We start from the raw sequence: 15,263 nt of genomic DNA, 5'->3' as shown, positions 1-15,263 counted from the left end.
TGGTGCGCTGCCAGAGGTAGCGAGTGGAATCAACGCTAAGAACTTTTGCGACTGGGGCCAACGGGGAGCGCCCCCCTCTTCTGCGTGGACAGACGGGGAAGCCCCCTACGGGGTACGCCCGCTCGGAATAGGGGGATTTGCTCCGATTAGGGGATCGGTCCCCTACTTCGCCGCGACGCCTCCGATCCGGTAACGATCTAGGTCCTGAAACCGACATCGCAGACAACCGCGACAGTCCTTCTGTCGCCCACGACCAGGGGAGTTCGTTCATGGCGGCAGGGCTCGGCATCAGCATCGGTTCGGCCACTCTCGTAGCTGTCACCGACGGCTCGACCGGTGAAACGCAACAGGTCCGCTTACCCAGTGCGCTGCAATTGGAGGACGGATCCGTCATCACCGGATTTGTCGAGCGCGTCGGAGACCCGATCCCGATACTTGCCGCCGACGGTACCGAGTACCGCGGCGAGGCTCTCGCAGCGACAGCGGTAGGCGCGCTCGTCGGCCAGGCTGGCGGCGAAGAAGGTCCAGCTGTTGTCCTGGCTCACCCGGTGGGGTGGAATCGTCACACAGCACGCACCATGGAGTCCGCGCTGGACGACGCCGGGGTTCACGGGGCTACTCTCGTCGCCGAACCCGCGGCCGTCATGGCGTGGCTCGCCGCTTCCGGAAACGCTGCCAACGACGGTCTGACCGTCGTCTACGACCTCGGCGCTCGCTCGCTCGACGTCACGATGATGTCCACGACCGGCGGACGAAGCGAGATCTTCGGAAAGCCACTGCGCAGCGAGGACATCGGCGGCGACGAATTCGATCACCTCGTCACCGTGCACCTGCTCGATGCGGTTTCCGACCACTTCGCAGCCCTTGATCCCTTTGCTCCCGAGACGATTGCAGCGCTGGAAACTCTGCGCGAGCAAGCCCGCGCAGCCAAGGAGGAACTTTCCACCGAGACGGAAACCGTTGCTCGCGTGACGCTTCCCGGCGCCGTCAGCGACATTCGACTGGTTCGTTCCGAGCTCGAGGATCTGATCAGGCCCGCCCTCACCGAATCGGTGGCCTTGGTTCGCGAAAGCCTGCGATCTGCCGGCGTCGAGTCCAGTGATGTCAATCAGGTTGTTCTGGCCGGCGGAAGCTCGTCCATTCCCCTTGTCGCCGAACTACTGTCCGCGGAGCTTCGTGTTCCGGTGATCGCCGACGCCGATCCCGCGTCGTGCGCGGCGTCCGGCGCCGCGGCACTCGCCCTCGACGCCCGAGACTCGCAAGTGCCGGCCGCCGCCACTGCAGTGATTCCCGCCGAGCCGTCGCGCAAGCCCGCACCGGTTCCTGCCTTCTCCACTCCGTTGCTTGCCGAGCCGACAGAGGAAGAGAACACGGCGACTCGACGCTCGTCGAGGGTGGGCGTCGTTGCTGCGGTGGTAGGAGCGTTCATCGTGCTCGCCGCAGGCGGACTCGGAATCGGAACGGCCATGGACAAGATCAACGTTCCGTCCAGTTCGGCGGACACCACCAGTGAGTCCACCTCGTCCACCGCTTCGACCACGCCGGGCTCTACCCCCGGCAGCACCACGGCAGCCGAAGCAGCAGGTAACGGATCCACGACTGCGAACAACGTTACTCAGAACAATCAACCCGGCTCTCCTGCTGCCGCAGGCGGTTCGACGACGGCACCAGGGGCAGTTCCGGTTGCCGGCGCACCAGCTGGATCTGCTCCCGCACCAGGTGAGACCGCCCAGTCGGCGCCTGCACCTGCCGCACCCGGCGCCCCGGCGCCCGCACCGGCTCCCGCCCCGGCACCGGCGCCCGCGCCCGGAGCAGGCGTCGGAACCGGTATCGGTGATGCTGCGACCGGCATCGGCAACGGTGTCGGCGGTTTGGTCAACGGCGTCGGGGACGGTGTCGGCGGCGTGGTCGGAGGTCTCGGTAACGTCGTCGGTGGTGTCGGAAACGTGGTCGGTGGTGTCGTCGGCGGCGTCACCGCGCCGATCCGCTGACCGGCGGGCTTTCGATGAACCGTGGCAGCGGCACCGAATCGTCTTACATTGCAGGACTTTTGCGCGGCATCGACCTGACTGCATCGCCACTGCGCCTGTTCGTCACCGGGACCGACGCCAGCGCTCGGCCCCAAGTGACGAGGGCGGTGCGCAAGAGGATCGAATCTGGTGACAGACCCGTGGTCACCGTCGTCACGCATGACGCCCCGGCCGATGCGATTGTGGTGATCGCGGACGCGCAGGCTCTGACCTCCGACGAAATCCGTGCTCTGAACGAGCTGGTTCAACGTGACGACCTCGGAGTTGTCATCGCCTCCGATCGGATCGATCCTCCACTCGCACCGATCTACTCGAACATCTCGAGTTTCGGTACCGTCCTACATCTGAACCCGTTGAACCGGTCAGATATTCGGAAGATCGCCGCGGAGCGAAGAGTTCCGCTCGACGATCGTGCCGTGCTGACGCTCGAGCATCTGGCCGGTGGTTCCTTCGGGGCCGTCGAAGCGTATTTCACCGCCGTCTCGGCGGGCCGCCCGGAAATGGCGACAGCCGTACGCACACACATCCTCCATCAGGTCACCGCTCTGCATCCGATCGAGCGTGAGATCCTCGAGGTTTCATTCGCCGTCCCGGACATCGACGCTTTCGAGCTCGATCTGGGACAGGAGAAGTTCAGCCTCACAGCGGCATTCGACCGAGCACTGGCCACCGGACTGTTCGGTTCGCGATCACCTCTCGTCGCGAGCGTTGTGGCAGAGTCGACCAGCACAGGACGTATTCGCAGCGAGCTGATCAGAATCGTCGAATCACGCGCGCACGCGAGAACCCTCGATATCGGTACAGCACGAAGACTTTTCGACTCCGGCATCCGACACCGCGATCTCACGGCTGTACTACGAGACGCAGTCGACGCGAGCACGCCGGCGGTCGCGGCAGATCTTTTTCGTCGTGTGAATTCGATCGAGCCTCTCGGCGTGGCGGACACGCTGCTGTACGCCCAGGTCTCGGCTCGGAGTGGTGACCTCGACACTGCCTGCCGCCTGGCCGATTCCGTCATCGCCGAACCCGATCTCGACAACGCGAGACTGGCTGCGGCGGTGCGAATCCGCGCAGCTTCGTCCGCAGCATGCGGCCAACTCCGCGCCGCCGCAGATCTCTACACCTGGCTCGGGCCAGGGCGCACCGAAACCGAATCCCCCTTCGCCGCAATCACCTTCCTCGGCATCGGCAACGTCGACGACGCGAACGCGGCGCTCGCCGGGCATACTGGATCACCGTCGAGCTCCACGGTCGGCGCTGCCACACTGGCCAATGGACTGATGCAATCGGTCACGGGGAGTGCACCGAGTGCGCTCAACACGATGTCGCGCGCACTTTCGCTCCCCGGCGGCTCCGGCACATCTGAATTCCAGCCTGATTCCGCCCCGGCGCTGGTAGCTCTTGCACTCCTGCACAACGGCGCCCATGAACGGGCCGCCGCTGTCGTCGCGGCCGCGATCGCCGCCGACGACGCAAGCAGTCACACGTGGGCGCGGCTTCACCTTCTCGACGCGTGGATCGCGATGACCCGTGGGCACGACACTGCTGTCGAAGATCTACCGGAGGAGGTAGTCCGCGGCCCCCTCCGTGAGCGTGACGCACTGTTTCTGCATGCCATGATCGTGGGTCTCGCTCGACGCTCCGGCGATCTCGCCCAGCTGCGGCGCGCCTGGTCGGGCGCAGCCGGCACCCTCTCGTCCTGCAGCGTGGATCTCTTCAATTTGCTTCCCATCGGCGAACTGTGGCTTGCGGCAGTACGACTCGACGAGGCCGAGCAGGTCGAGCATCTGGTCGACGACGCACGCACGCTCCTCCGAGCACTCGGCGAGCCTCCGCTGTGGTCTTCGCCGCTGCATTGGTACGGCGTCCAGGCGTCGATCCTCTCGCAGTCACCGGCCGATCTCCTTCCACACGCCCATACCCTTGCGGAATCAGCCAAAACCCACACTTACGCAGCCGGTTTGGCGACCGCCGGACGCCAATGGCTCCTACTCATGCAGGGCAGCGTCGACGCAGACGACGTGGAAGCTGCAGCGCGAACACTCAACCGCATCGGGCTGCCCTGGGACGCGGCCCGCTTGGCGGGCGAAGCAGCATTGCGCACACCGGACACCAAATCGGCCACCGCATTGCTCCACGTTGCGCGCTCGCTACGCACAACGTCGACGGCCGAGACGAATGCAACCGATTCGACCGACAGCGCGGCACCACCGTCGGTACTGACCGAGCGCGAACAAGAAGTTGCCGAACTCGTCGTCGTCGGCCTGACCTATCGGGAAATCGGCGAACGCCTCTACATCTCCGCAAAAACCGTCGAGCACCATGTCGCACGCATCAAGCGGCGCGTCGGGGCGCAGTCTCGTTCGGAACTGCTCACCATCCTTCGCAGCATGACACCGCCGAACAAATAGTTAGCTGCATATTGTCCGGAGGGTTGCGTATATCCGCTTAAGTGATAGTTTTCACAGGAATCAGGACATGCATGCCGAGCAAAGTTCGGTAACTGTGAAACGGGGATCGCTATGAAGTGGGGAGTCGAACTCGCCGTCGGCAATAAACGAAGCATTGCTGCGATCGCGAAACCCGACTCGGAACCAGTGATCCTCGAACGCGAATCGGTGCTGCACCACGCTCCTGACGGCACCGTGCAGCTAGGTGAAACCGCGTTGGGGTCAACCGGCTTGCGCGGGTTCCTCGACAGGGTCGGAACTGACGATACCGACAACTTCTCCGAGCACATGACGCGAGGAGAGGAACTCGTAGCGACAGCAATGTATTGCCTGGTCAAGGAGGTCCGAACACTCACTGATCAGAACCTGAACATCTCTGCGGTGATCCCGGCAGGTTGGTCGAGCGATTCCGTCGACGCACTGCGCGGCGCACTCGACAGCATGGATCTCGACGGCGTCGAACTGATTCCGGAAGAGAAAGCCTCCGCGGCCTGGCTCGCGGATCCGGATGCCGACGACAGTGCAGCCCGCGGAGCCGCAGCGTTGGCCGCGCCTTACTCGATCACCTCTACCTGTTCCGAACCCGAGCCAACCGATCTTGCCGAGCCAGAGGACACCATCGAGGAGTTTCCGCCGTTCGTCCTGATCGAACCGGAGCCGGAATCCGGCGTGGAAGTACCGGGCACGAAAGCACCGAGCGTCGACGGTTGGCTGAATCGTCAGTGGCGATCAGAGCGCCGACCGATCATCGCCGCAGCCGCCGCCGCAGTCTTTCTGACGGTGTCGGGGTGTGCGGCCGCGGTCATCATCGGACACACTCCGACCATTTCAGCGCCCGGGATTCTCGACGCACAATCTCCCCTGCCCACCGGCACCACGCCCGCCACTGCGGCGAGTCCGTCCGGCACGGTTTCGCAATCAGCGACCTCGCTCCCGTCGGAAGTACCCGCTCTCGGCGCGCAGCCGACGGCGCAGTCGTGGTCATCCGACGCGGAATCGACCTCATCCGAATCCCAGCCCATCCCGGCGAGTCCGGGCACCGGTACCGAGAAATCCACTACGGCGAACGTCCCCGCGCAACAGGGATCGCCGATCACCATCCAGCTCGACCCCCTTCGGATCGAGAACCTGCCGCCGGTCGTCGGACCGCTGAATCCGGTCGATCCGGCTACCCCGGACACTCCCGCCGTGACCGACCCCACTGATACACAGACAACGCCGACGCAGCCCTCCAACCCGACCGACACAACCGATCCGGTGGTGCCGAATCCCGACATGCCCGTCATGCCATTGGCCCCGAGACCCGGAATGCCAAGTTAGACAGAAAGATTGAACAGCCAGACAGGAGGCGCATATTCCTCGTCGAAACTTTTCCCCTATGGTGGGTGCGGTACCTACCGGCTCGGTGCCGGGGACTTGAAGGGATTTCATGCGTAACTCGTTGGCGATCCGCACCGCTGTGGTCGGCGCCTCGGCACTACTGCTCGCAGCTCCATTCACCACGACGGCATCGGCAGAGCCCGCCTCCGACACGCATGTCGAACAGCTCGAAGCCGACCAGCTTCCGGCTGAGCTGGTCGAGGCGATCACACGCGATCTGAAGATCTCCCCACAGGAGTATCTCGACCGCGCTGCCAAAGCTCAGGAACTCGGCGCGTACGCCCAGGAATTCAAGTCCGAGCGCCCCGGCGACTACGCCGGATCGTGGATGGGACTCGACGGTCAACCCGTCGTAGCCGTCACCACCACCGAAGCTGCTCGAATCGCGGCCGACGACGGATACCGCACCCACGTCGCCCCCGTCTCCGCCGACACCCTCGAGAAGACGCTGGCCGACGTAAACGGATGGATCGCCGGGCTGCCCAAGGAAATATCACGCGCAGTCAATTCGGCGACCATCGACGTCTTGAACAATCAGGTCGTCATCGACGTTGCGAACAGCCCCGTCGGGCAGGCACTCAATCTTCCGACCCTGCTCGAGAACACCAAGATCGTTCTCAGCCCGGACGGTGGCGGATCGGTTGATCCCGGAGCGCTCGGCGGCGACACCTACATCACGTCGACGGGACCCATTCGCGAGACGCCGACCGAGAACATCTCGGTCTGCTCGTTCGGGTTCAACGCCGTCGACGATCAGAACAATGCACTCAATATCAGTGCCGGACACTGCAATCCGGCCGAGGGCTCGAAGTCGCCGGTCTACCTGCCGAATCACGCGAACGTCGACGACAGTCAGTTGATCGGCGCGTTCTCACAGTCTTCCGTCGGCAACAACGCCGGTGATCTCGATTACTCGGTCATCAAGTTCGACCAGTCGGGCATCGACGCGGGCCTCGACCGCGCTGCCGTCCGCGGTGCCAACGGGACCACCCTCGCGATCACCGGAACAGCACGTCCCGTGATCGGCGCTCCCATCTGCAAGTCGGGTCAGACGTCGTCCTTCACCTGTGGCGTCGTGGCAGCCGATCGCGTCGAAACACAACTGGTCATGGCTGACGGCGATTCACGAACCGTCCGCGGGTTCGCCGGTACCGCGTGCACCCTCGCCGGGGACAGTGGCGGCGCCATCGTCTCCGGAACCCTGGCGCTGGGCATCACCAGCGGTTCCAACAGCAGCGGCGCACCCAGTTGCAACGAAGCGAACCTGGTACTCGCGACCTCCGGTGGAACCTCGAATCTGGGTATCCCGGTCGGAGACATCCTCGACGCTGCAGATCGCGCATCCGGCGGCGGTGTCGGTTCCGGAATCCGCGTTCGCACTGCGGGTTGACCAACGCCTGATTCACGCACTGTGCCCGCCGATCTGTTCTGATCGGCGGGCACAGTGCTGTTGTCGGTCGGGGTCAGCGCTGTTTGCTCATGTAACGGGTGGGAATAGCGCGTTCGAACCCATATAGTCATGGTCGACTGTGATCGGCTCACCACAAGTCCGTGAGCCGTATCCGTGTGCTCCCAGGGGGGTGGTACGCGGTCAACGAAGTGGAAAGGCCCACATGCGAAGCTCCATCGCACGTCGCGCCGCAGTGTTCGGTTCGGCCGCGCTGCTGCTCCTCGGACCGATTACCGCGGTCGCGAACGCAGAACCGAATGAACCCGGTGTATCCGATCAGGCAGCCCATCTGCCCGTCGAACTCGCCGAAGCCCTACAGCACGACTTGGCGCTGACGCCCGACCAGTTCGTCTCGCGTTCCGAACTCGCGCAGAAGCTCGCAGAGTTCGCCGCCATCGCGCGCGTCCAGTTTCCCGACTCTTTTGCCGGCGTGTGGCTCGACGACCTCGGCAAGGGCATCGTCGCTCTCGCTGACGGTCGCGACAAGGATGCTGCCCGCGAGGCCGCCGAGAAGGCCGGCTTCGAGGTCAAGGACGTCGCGCAGAGCGAGCAGGCTCTGCAAGGTCAACTCTCGGCACTCAACACCTGGCTCGATTCGCAGCCTGCCGAGGTCGCAGACCTCGTGCGTGGCATCGCCGTCGACGTGGTCGGCAACGGAGTCGCCCTCACCGCCGATCCTGCCGCCGGCATCGAATTGCCTGAGTTCCTGAAGCGGACCGTCGTCCACACCGCTGCTCCGCTACTGGTTCCCCCGATCGTCGCGGACCTCATTCCCGCAACCGGATCCGCAACCGGCGACGCTGCACTGGGCGGAGACGCCTTCGGCGCAACCTCCGGTAACACCGGACTGCGTTGTTCATTCGGCTTCAACGGCACCGACGGTTCAGGACGCACGGTCAACATCAGCGCCGGTCACTGCGATCCCAACCGTGCCGCTGCCGGCACCTCGAACTCCAGCCAGGTCTTCCCGATGGTGAACAACCAGACCGGGCCCCGCGTCGGATACTTCGCCAAGAGCAGCTTCGACGGGCGTGACTACTCGATCATCAACATCGACGACAACGCGAAGTACCGCTTCGAGAACAACAGCGTGCGGGTCCCGTTCAACCGTTCGGTCAATATCACCGGTACCGCCGATCCCATTGTGGGCGCCCCGGTCTGCAAGGCGGGATCGACCACCGGCTTCAGCTGCGGCGTCGTCACCGGCGTCAACCGCGTCGCCAAGGTCTTGGATCACACCCTCGACAACGGCTTCACCACCAACATCTGCGTCCTGCAGGGTGACAGCGGTGGCCCCATCGTCTCCGGAACGTTGGCAGTGGGCATCACGAGTGCGTCCAACGTCGCCACCTCTCCCCTGTGCGAGATCGCTCAGGCCGAGACGTTGTTCGGACAAGAAGCACCGACGCAGTACGCGACGCCGATCAACGACATCCTCGCCGCCAATCCAGGCCTGAAGGTTCGCGACTACTGATCGCACGCATTCCCCGAGACAGCAAAACGGGCGCCACACCTTTCGAAGGTGTGGCGCCCGTTTCGGCGTTCGTGACGTCTAACCGGTAGAGCTGCTTACTGGAAGAGAGTTGTTCCGGCCGGAGCGTTCAGGACCTTGATCAGGTCCATGCCCGCGACGATTGCGGTTCCGCCGCCGGCGAGGATCGTACCGGCGACTCCACCGATACCGGCACCGGTGACCATGCCGGGGAGGCAGCCGATAACCAGGCCGGGCAGACCCACGATGCAACCGATGACTGCTCCGACGATCGTGCCGGTGAGGCTACCGATCTGCGTGGCAAGCCCGAGCTGTGACTGGAACTTCTCGATTGCCTTCTGATCCTCGTCAGGCGAAGCAACCGGGGTGAACTCGGCAGCGACCGGCTTCGGCTTGGAGCTGGCCGGGTCCAAGTTCGGCTTGAGGGTGAGGGTCTTGCCGTCCTCACTGACGGTCTCGTCGAACGGGAACTGAACGTCCCCGAGGTTGAACGCGAGCGGCAGGCTCACGAGAGTTGCGCCCTGGCTGTTCTGCAAGTCGACGTGTGTGCCGTCACCCGATACCCGGAATGCCCCGGCATCGATGGTGGTGACAACAGCCTGGTCGACGACCTCGGCGGTGTACGAAACGTCGGGTGACGTCTCCGGAGCTGCGTAAGAAGTACCTGCAGCGATGCCCGTAGCGGCAATGGTCATCGCTGCGATGGCCGCAGCTTTACGAATGAACATTTTTGATCCTCCCCGGGAGCGAGCGGGCGCAAGTCGATGACTCACACCACCCGTTTCCCCTGTGCGTGACGGGCGTAACGATAACAGCCGGTCGGTTGTCCTCACCTGCCCGGAAACCGAGTTAGGGCTGCCTGACAGAAAGGAGCCCGACGGCCACCGCCTAACGTGACGACCAGACATGTCTGCGTTTGACCAAGCCCGTCCGACGCAGAAGATTGATCTCTCCAGGCCACGAGCGGTTACCAGTCGGTATCTACAGGCTGGTAATGCTAGTTACTGGCGGGTAACATAACGCAGGTTAGTATCAGTGGGCTGTCCCGAGGTGGCCGACGCGTCGCCCTGAAACGAAAGGCCGCGACATGAATGCCCTGACGATTACGTTGGGCACGATTGGTGCTCTGCTGAGCTTGGTGTGTTGGTACATCTTCCTCTCAGGCGCGCTGAGGATGTTCAACACCGTGCGCATCGGCCAGTCGGCACCCGATCGATGGCGCCCGTTCTTCCCTCGCTTCAAGCAGATGATCATCGAGTTCATCGCGCACACGCGCATGAACAAGTTCCGCAGCGTCGGCTGGGCCCACTGGCTCGTCATGGTCGGCTTCCTCGGCGGATTCCTGCTCTGGTTCGAGGCTTACGGCCAGACGTTCAACCCCGAGTTCCACTGGCCCATCTTCGGTAACACGTGGGCGTGGCACCTGTGGGACGAGATCCTGGGCCTCGGCACCGTCATCGGTATCACCACGCTGATTGTGATCCGTCAGCTCAACCACCCGCGCCTGCCTGCGCGCCTGTCCCGGTTCGGCGGCTCCAACTTCAAGGCCGCCTACGTCATCGAGGGCATCGTCCTGCTCGAGGGCCTGGGCATGATCATGGTCAAGGCCGGCAAGATCGCGACCTACGGTCACGCCAACCCGTGGACCGACTTCTTCACCATGCAGGTCGCCAAACTGCTTCCCGCCAGCCCCGTCATGATCTCGGTGTTCGCGTTCGTCAAGCTGATGACCGGCATGATCTGGCTCGCGATCGTGGGCCGCAACATCACCTGGGGCGTCGCCTGGCACCGCTTCTCCGCGTTCTTCAACATCTACTTCAAGCGTGAAGACGACGGCACCGTCGCGCTCGGCGCGGCAAAGCCCATGATGTCCAAGGGCAAAGTCCTGACGATGGAGAACGTCGACCCCGACACAGACACTCTCGGCGCCGGAAACATCGAAGACTTCTCCTGGAAGGGCTGGCTCGACTTCACCACCTGCACCGAGTGCGGGCGTTGCCAGTCCCAGTGCCCTGCTTGGAACACCGGAAAGCCGCTCTCCCCCAAGCTGCTCATCATGTCGCTGCGTGACCACGGCTACGCCAAGGCCCCGTACCTGCTCGCTGGTGGACGCAAGGACATGGGCGGCGACGAGATCGGACTCGTCGACAGCGAAGGCAACGTCAAGGAAGCCGCACTCGCAGCCATCCCCGAGGCCGCACGCCTCGAGGCCGACCGCAAGCTCGTCGGTGAAACCGTCGAAGGTGAGATGGCCCCGGTCATCGACGCCGAAACCTTGTGGAGCTGCACCAACTGCGGCGCCTGCGTCGAACAGTGCCCCGTCGACATCGAACACGTCGACCACATCATCGACATGCGTCGCTACCAGGTCCTGATCGAATCGGAGTTCCCCTCCGAGCTCGCCGGCCTGTTCAAGAACCTCGAGAACAAGGGCAACCCCTGGGGCCAGAATTCCAAGGACCGTCTCAACTGGATCAACGAGATGGACTTCGAGATCCCCGTCTTCGGCAAGGACGCCGACAGCTTCGAGGACTACGAGTACCTCTTCTGGGTCGGCTGCGCCGGCGCCTACGAAGACCGTGCCAAGAAGACCACCAAGGCCGTCGCCGAACTCCTTGCCACCGCGGGAGTGAAGTTCATGGTCCTCGGCGCCGACGAAACCTGCACCGGCGACTCCGCACGTCGTGCCGGCAACGAGTTCTTGTTCCAGCAGCTCGCAATGCAGAACATCGAGATGCTCAACTCGGTCTTCGACGGTATCGAGCAGAAGAAGCGCAAGATCGTCGTCACCTGTGCGCACTGCTTCAACGCCCTCGGCAACGAGTACCCGGAGGTGGGCGGCGACTACGAGGTCGTGCACCACACTCAGCTGCTCAACCGTCTGGTGCGCCAGAAGAAGCTGATCCCGGTGGCATCCGTGAGCGAAGACGTCACCTACCACGACCCGTGCTTCCTCGGACGCCACAACAAGGTTTACGACGCTCCCCGTGAACTCATGGAAGCCTCAGGCTCCAAGCTGGTCGAAATGCCGCGTCACGGCGAACGTTCCATGTGCTGTGGTGCCGGTGGTGCTCGCATGTGGATGGAAGAGAACATCGGTAAGCGCATCAACGTCGACCGCGTCGACGAAGCGCTCTCCACCAACCCCAAGAAGATCGCCACGGGTTGCCCGTTCTGCCGCGTCATGCTCACCGACGGCGTCACTGCCCGCCAGGAGCAAGGCCAGGGCGAAGGCGTCGAGGTCGTCGACGTCGCGCAGCTGATGCTGAACTCCGTCACCCGCCTCGATCCCGCCCAGCTCGGCGAGAACATCAAGGTGATCCCGCGTGAGAAGGCCCCGGTCGCTGCTGAGGCAAAGGCTGAGACTGTCGAGCAGGATCGGGTCGCCGAAGTCGAGGAAGCCGCCGCGACTCCGGAAGCCAAGGCTGCACCGGCAGGCAAGGGTCTGGCCATGAAGGGCCTCGCCAAAGCACCAGGCGCAAAAGCTCCCGGCGCCAAGGCACCAGGCAAGGGCCTCGGAATGGCCGGCGGGGCAAAGGCTCCCGGCGCCAAGAAGGCGGCTCCCGCCGCAAGCGCGGAAGCTCCCGCCGCCGAAGCTGCTGCACCGGCCACACCTGCGGCAAAGCCCAAGGGGCTCGGTCTTGCGGGCGGAGCCAAGGCTCCCGGCGGCAAGGGACTGCAGATGAAGGGCGCCGCCAAGGCACCCGGAGCAAAGGCCGCTGCCGCACCGGCAGCGGAAGCACCGGCAGCTGAGGCTGCTGCACCCGAAGCTGCTGCGCCCGTCGCCAAGCCGAAGGGTCTGGGCCTGGCGTCCGGCGCCAAGGCTCCCGGAGGCAAGGGACTGCAGATGAAGGGCGGGGCCAAGGCTCCTGGCGCAAAGGCTGCACCTGCTGCTGAAGCACCTGCCGCTGCTCCGGCTGCACCCGCCGAGGCACCCGCAGAGGCTCCGGCCGCCGAGGCGGAAGCCCCGAAGGCTCCACCGGTCGCCAAGGCCGGCGGACTCGGATTCAAGTCGGGCGCAAAGGCTCCCGGCGCTCGGAAGGCTGCTCCTGCTGCAGCCCCGGCGCCAGCTGCGGCACCGGCTCCCGAGGCCGAACCCGTGAAGGCAGAACCCGCCGCCGAACCTGTGAAGGCAGAACCCGCCGCCGAACCTGTGAAGGCAGAACCCGCTGCCGAAGCACCTGCTGAAGCGTCCGCACCCGCGGAAGCTCCGGCTCCTGCTGCCGCGCCGCCCGCCCCCAAGGCAGGTGGGCTCGGATTCAAGGCCGGCGCAAAGGCTCCCGGCCGCAAGAAGTAACCGCTCCACACGCGAATGCCCTCACCGTCATGGTGAGGGCATTCGTGTTTGTGTGGGGAGCCAATCCCGACCGAGCACCCTTTCCCGCGACTCAACACACCTTGCTCTACGCGGAAAGCGGTGCTCGCCGTGGACAAGTGGTGCTCACTCCCCCGCTGCCAAATCGAGGTCGCCCTGTCAATCTGCGACAAGCATCACCGCACCGCGCGCACGCCCGACGCCCCTTTCCTGCTGCCGTCCGATGACGTATCGCCCCGGAGCGATTCCGGTCGCGCCGTGCTCCGGATGGATCAGGTACGCGGTCACTCGGGTGTCGAGCATGCCGAGCGCAAGGCCCCGAGCATCTTTCACCGGCGTCGACCACGTGCACTCCCCTTCGTCTGCAACCAGACTGTGGGGGTTACCGCCCGCCGCGCTTCGCAGCAACTCCACTCCCGAGAGCGGCACTCTCACAGAGCGTGTCCACGGCAGAGGCGCCACGATATTTGCGAGCAGCGAAAACGGGATCACGATGAGATCGCCCTGCGCCTGAAGTCCGTCGATCACAGGAATGGACACTTCCTGGTCCAGGTAGTCGAAGACATCGAGGCCGGTGAGGGTGGTGAGAGCGGACAAGGTCATGTTCGAGTTCATAAGTATCACCAAGGGTTTGAGGATTGAGGGTTTGAGGATTGGGGCTTGAGGGGTCGAGATTCAGGTTCGACGAACGAGACGGGAGTAATCGGCGCCGGTGATGCCGTAAGTCCAACCGGCGGCATCCAACGCGGAGGTAAACCATCCGGGTACGTGAAGGCCGTATCGACGCCGATGCCCGTCGCGTTCGAAAGAACCGTTGACCGCGAGGAGAATGCGTCCACTTCGGCCCCAGCCCTCCGGTGACGCGTAGAGCTGCAGCAGGCAACCGACATTACCGGGATCGTCGGCTTGGTCGACCAGTGTCAGGCCGGCCAGCTCGATGTAGGAATCCCACCCGATCCGCTCGATTGCACATCGACGGATCTCTACATTGCGCTCGTGTGCGATGCGTTCGGCGGTCGGTTCGAGCACTACCCAGTCGGGAACGATCGCTCCGTGCAGAACGAACGCCTTTGTTCCGTCTGCGAATTCGAGTGCCGGGGAATCAGAGTGGTGGAGTCGGCGTTCTCCCCGCGCACTGCCCGGTATCCGCTCCGAGTGCAAGACCCTGGGTCGTTCCGCCATGATGCACACGTCGTCGAACGCCCACCACCACCCGGTCGAGTCAGCCAGTGCGGTCTGCACATCGAGAAGTTCACGGTCTTCCGAGCGGAAGGTCGCAAGACCGTATCGATGGCATGTGTCGTAGTACGCGATTCGATGGGCGTCCTGCTGCCCGTACCAGGTCACTCCGCCCGCCACCGGGGTCGACATCGTTCGTATCGCAGCCGCGACGCCGTCGAACAGTGTGGTGTGCAACGATTCCCAGATTGCGGATCTGATGATCCGCGCTGGATTAACGCGGCGCTGAGTCGACCCCCGCTGATCCGACCCCTCGGACACGCTGGCACCAACGCCCCCGAACGCGCGACGTTCCATCTCCCAGCGTTCTATCTGCCAGTCAATGCTCCGACGTTCGATACGCGCGTTCATACGTCGGCGCGACGCCGAAAACATGCTCGCGATGTGCCCGCAAGCGCAGTCGAGTCCAGTGCCGTCGAAGGACATCTTGTTCGACAGACCTTCGGCGGCGATCAGATCCGATCCAGCAGAGGGCGACTGAACCCAGACGAACTCCGGTTTCGGGAGCCCGGATCGTCGGTATAGTTGCGCGACAGCAGATTCTGCAGTGGATCGATCGGCCGGGCGTGTACACAGACCGCGTTCGAGCCATACGTCGCGGACTGTTTCCAAGGCCTGATTGTCTTCATCGAAGATATCGATGTTCTCGGTCGATGTCGCTCGACGTGACGTCGACGAGCGAAACGGTGCGGCGCTCACGCGACGGTGGCGGTGTCCGCCTTTCCTGTAGTCATAGTTCAACAGCCTGGCACGCAAACGCTCCGGACGCAAGGGTTGCCTAGAGTGCGACACCGAGAACCTGCCACCGTTTCCCCACACCCAACACCCTCTCCAGCGACGCGAAACCGGTTCGAACTGTGGACAAGTGGTGTTCACTCACGGCTATCCACAGCCCCGGGTTCACGGC

9 protein-coding genes are annotated in these 15,263 nt (G+C 64.0%); 6 read left to right on the top strand and 3 right to left on the bottom strand.

The genetic code is table 11. The features are described from left to right. Window positions 1-269 precede the first annotated feature (269 nt). The 5 genes from R4P70_RS12460 (at window position 270) to R4P70_RS12440 (ending at window position 8,784) form a co-directional block, all read left to right on the top strand. Window positions 270-1,991, top strand: coding sequence for an Hsp70 family protein (locus tag R4P70_RS12460; protein ID WP_317830880.1), 1,722 nt, complete (start codon window positions 270-272; stop codon window positions 1,989-1,991). 14 nt (window positions 1,992-2,005) lie between these two features. Next, on the top strand, window positions 2,006-4,441 hold the full coding sequence (locus R4P70_RS12455; protein ID WP_317830879.1) for a LuxR C-terminal-related transcriptional regulator: 2,436 nt from the start codon (window positions 2,006-2,008) through the stop codon (window positions 4,439-4,441). 111 nt (window positions 4,442-4,552) lie between these two features. Next, complete coding sequence (locus R4P70_RS12450; RefSeq protein WP_317830878.1) at window positions 4,553-5,800, top strand: hypothetical protein; 1,248 nt, start codon at window positions 4,553-4,555, stop codon at window positions 5,798-5,800. 109 nt (window positions 5,801-5,909) lie between these two features. Next, window positions 5,910-7,250, top strand: coding sequence for a S1 family peptidase (locus R4P70_RS12445; RefSeq protein ID WP_019749373.1), 1,341 nt, complete (start codon window positions 5,910-5,912; stop codon window positions 7,248-7,250). 223 nt (window positions 7,251-7,473) lie between these two features. Continuing rightward, on the top strand, window positions 7,474-8,784 hold the full coding sequence (locus tag R4P70_RS12440) for a S1 family peptidase (RefSeq protein ID WP_029538548.1): 1,311 nt from the start codon (window positions 7,474-7,476) through the stop codon (window positions 8,782-8,784). Between the two features lie 95 nt (window positions 8,785-8,879). On the opposite strand, the gene R4P70_RS12435 is transcribed toward R4P70_RS12440, so the two are convergent. After that, window positions 8,880-9,530: a glycine zipper family protein gene (locus R4P70_RS12435; protein WP_020968768.1), complete on the bottom strand. Its 651-nt coding sequence runs from the start codon at window positions 9,528-9,530 to the stop codon at window positions 8,880-8,882. Window positions 9,531-9,889: 359 nt separating this feature from the next. Between R4P70_RS12435 and R4P70_RS12430 the strand changes: the two genes are divergently transcribed. Beyond that, window positions 9,890-13,099 carry a (Fe-S)-binding protein gene (locus R4P70_RS12430; protein WP_317830877.1) on the top strand — a complete coding sequence of 1,070 codons (3,210 nt, stop codon included), beginning with the start codon at window positions 9,890-9,892 and terminating at the stop codon, window positions 13,097-13,099. 177 nt (window positions 13,100-13,276) lie between these two features. Here the strand turns inward: R4P70_RS12430 and R4P70_RS12425 are convergent, their stop codons facing one another. Further along, window positions 13,277-13,732: a hypothetical protein gene (locus tag R4P70_RS12425; RefSeq protein ID WP_029254716.1), complete on the bottom strand. Its 456-nt coding sequence runs from the start codon at window positions 13,730-13,732 to the stop codon at window positions 13,277-13,279. Between the two features lie 60 nt (window positions 13,733-13,792). Further along, on the bottom strand, window positions 13,793-15,055 hold the full coding sequence (locus R4P70_RS12420; protein ID WP_317830876.1) for a DUF6745 domain-containing protein: 1,263 nt from the start codon (window positions 15,053-15,055) through the stop codon (window positions 13,793-13,795). Window positions 15,056-15,263 lie beyond the last annotated feature (208 nt).

This window comes from Rhodococcus sp. IEGM 1241, from assembly GCF_033142365.1.
GTDB classification, from domain to species: Bacteria; Actinomycetota; Actinomycetes; order Mycobacteriales; family Mycobacteriaceae; genus Rhodococcus_F; species Rhodococcus_F erythropolis.
The sequence above is the reverse complement of the archived record's forward strand: the minus strand, read 5'-3'. Positions and strand labels throughout refer to the sequence as shown.

Bases quoted from the DNA above. Each gene is read 5' to 3' on its own strand.
- R4P70_RS12455 (WP_317830879.1), top strand. From the start codon at position 2,006: ATGAACCGTGGCAGCGGCACCGAATCGTCTTACATTGCAGGACTTTTG.
- R4P70_RS12435 (WP_020968768.1), bottom strand. From the start codon at position 9,530: ATGTTCATTCGTAAAGCTGCGGCCATCGCAGCGATGACCATTGCCGCT.
- R4P70_RS12460 (WP_317830880.1), top strand. From the start codon at position 270: ATGGCGGCAGGGCTCGGCATCAGCATCGGTTCGGCCACTCTCGTAGCT.
- R4P70_RS12450 (WP_317830878.1), top strand. From the start codon at position 4,553: ATGAAGTGGGGAGTCGAACTCGCCGTCGGCAATAAACGAAGCATTGCT.
- R4P70_RS12445 (WP_019749373.1), top strand. From the start codon at position 5,910: ATGCGTAACTCGTTGGCGATCCGCACCGCTGTGGTCGGCGCCTCGGCA.
- R4P70_RS12440 (WP_029538548.1), top strand. From the start codon at position 7,474: ATGCGAAGCTCCATCGCACGTCGCGCCGCAGTGTTCGGTTCGGCCGCG.
- R4P70_RS12425 (WP_029254716.1), bottom strand. From the start codon at position 13,732: ATGAACTCGAACATGACCTTGTCCGCTCTCACCACCCTCACCGGCCTC.
- R4P70_RS12430 (WP_317830877.1), top strand. From the start codon at position 9,890: ATGAATGCCCTGACGATTACGTTGGGCACGATTGGTGCTCTGCTGAGC.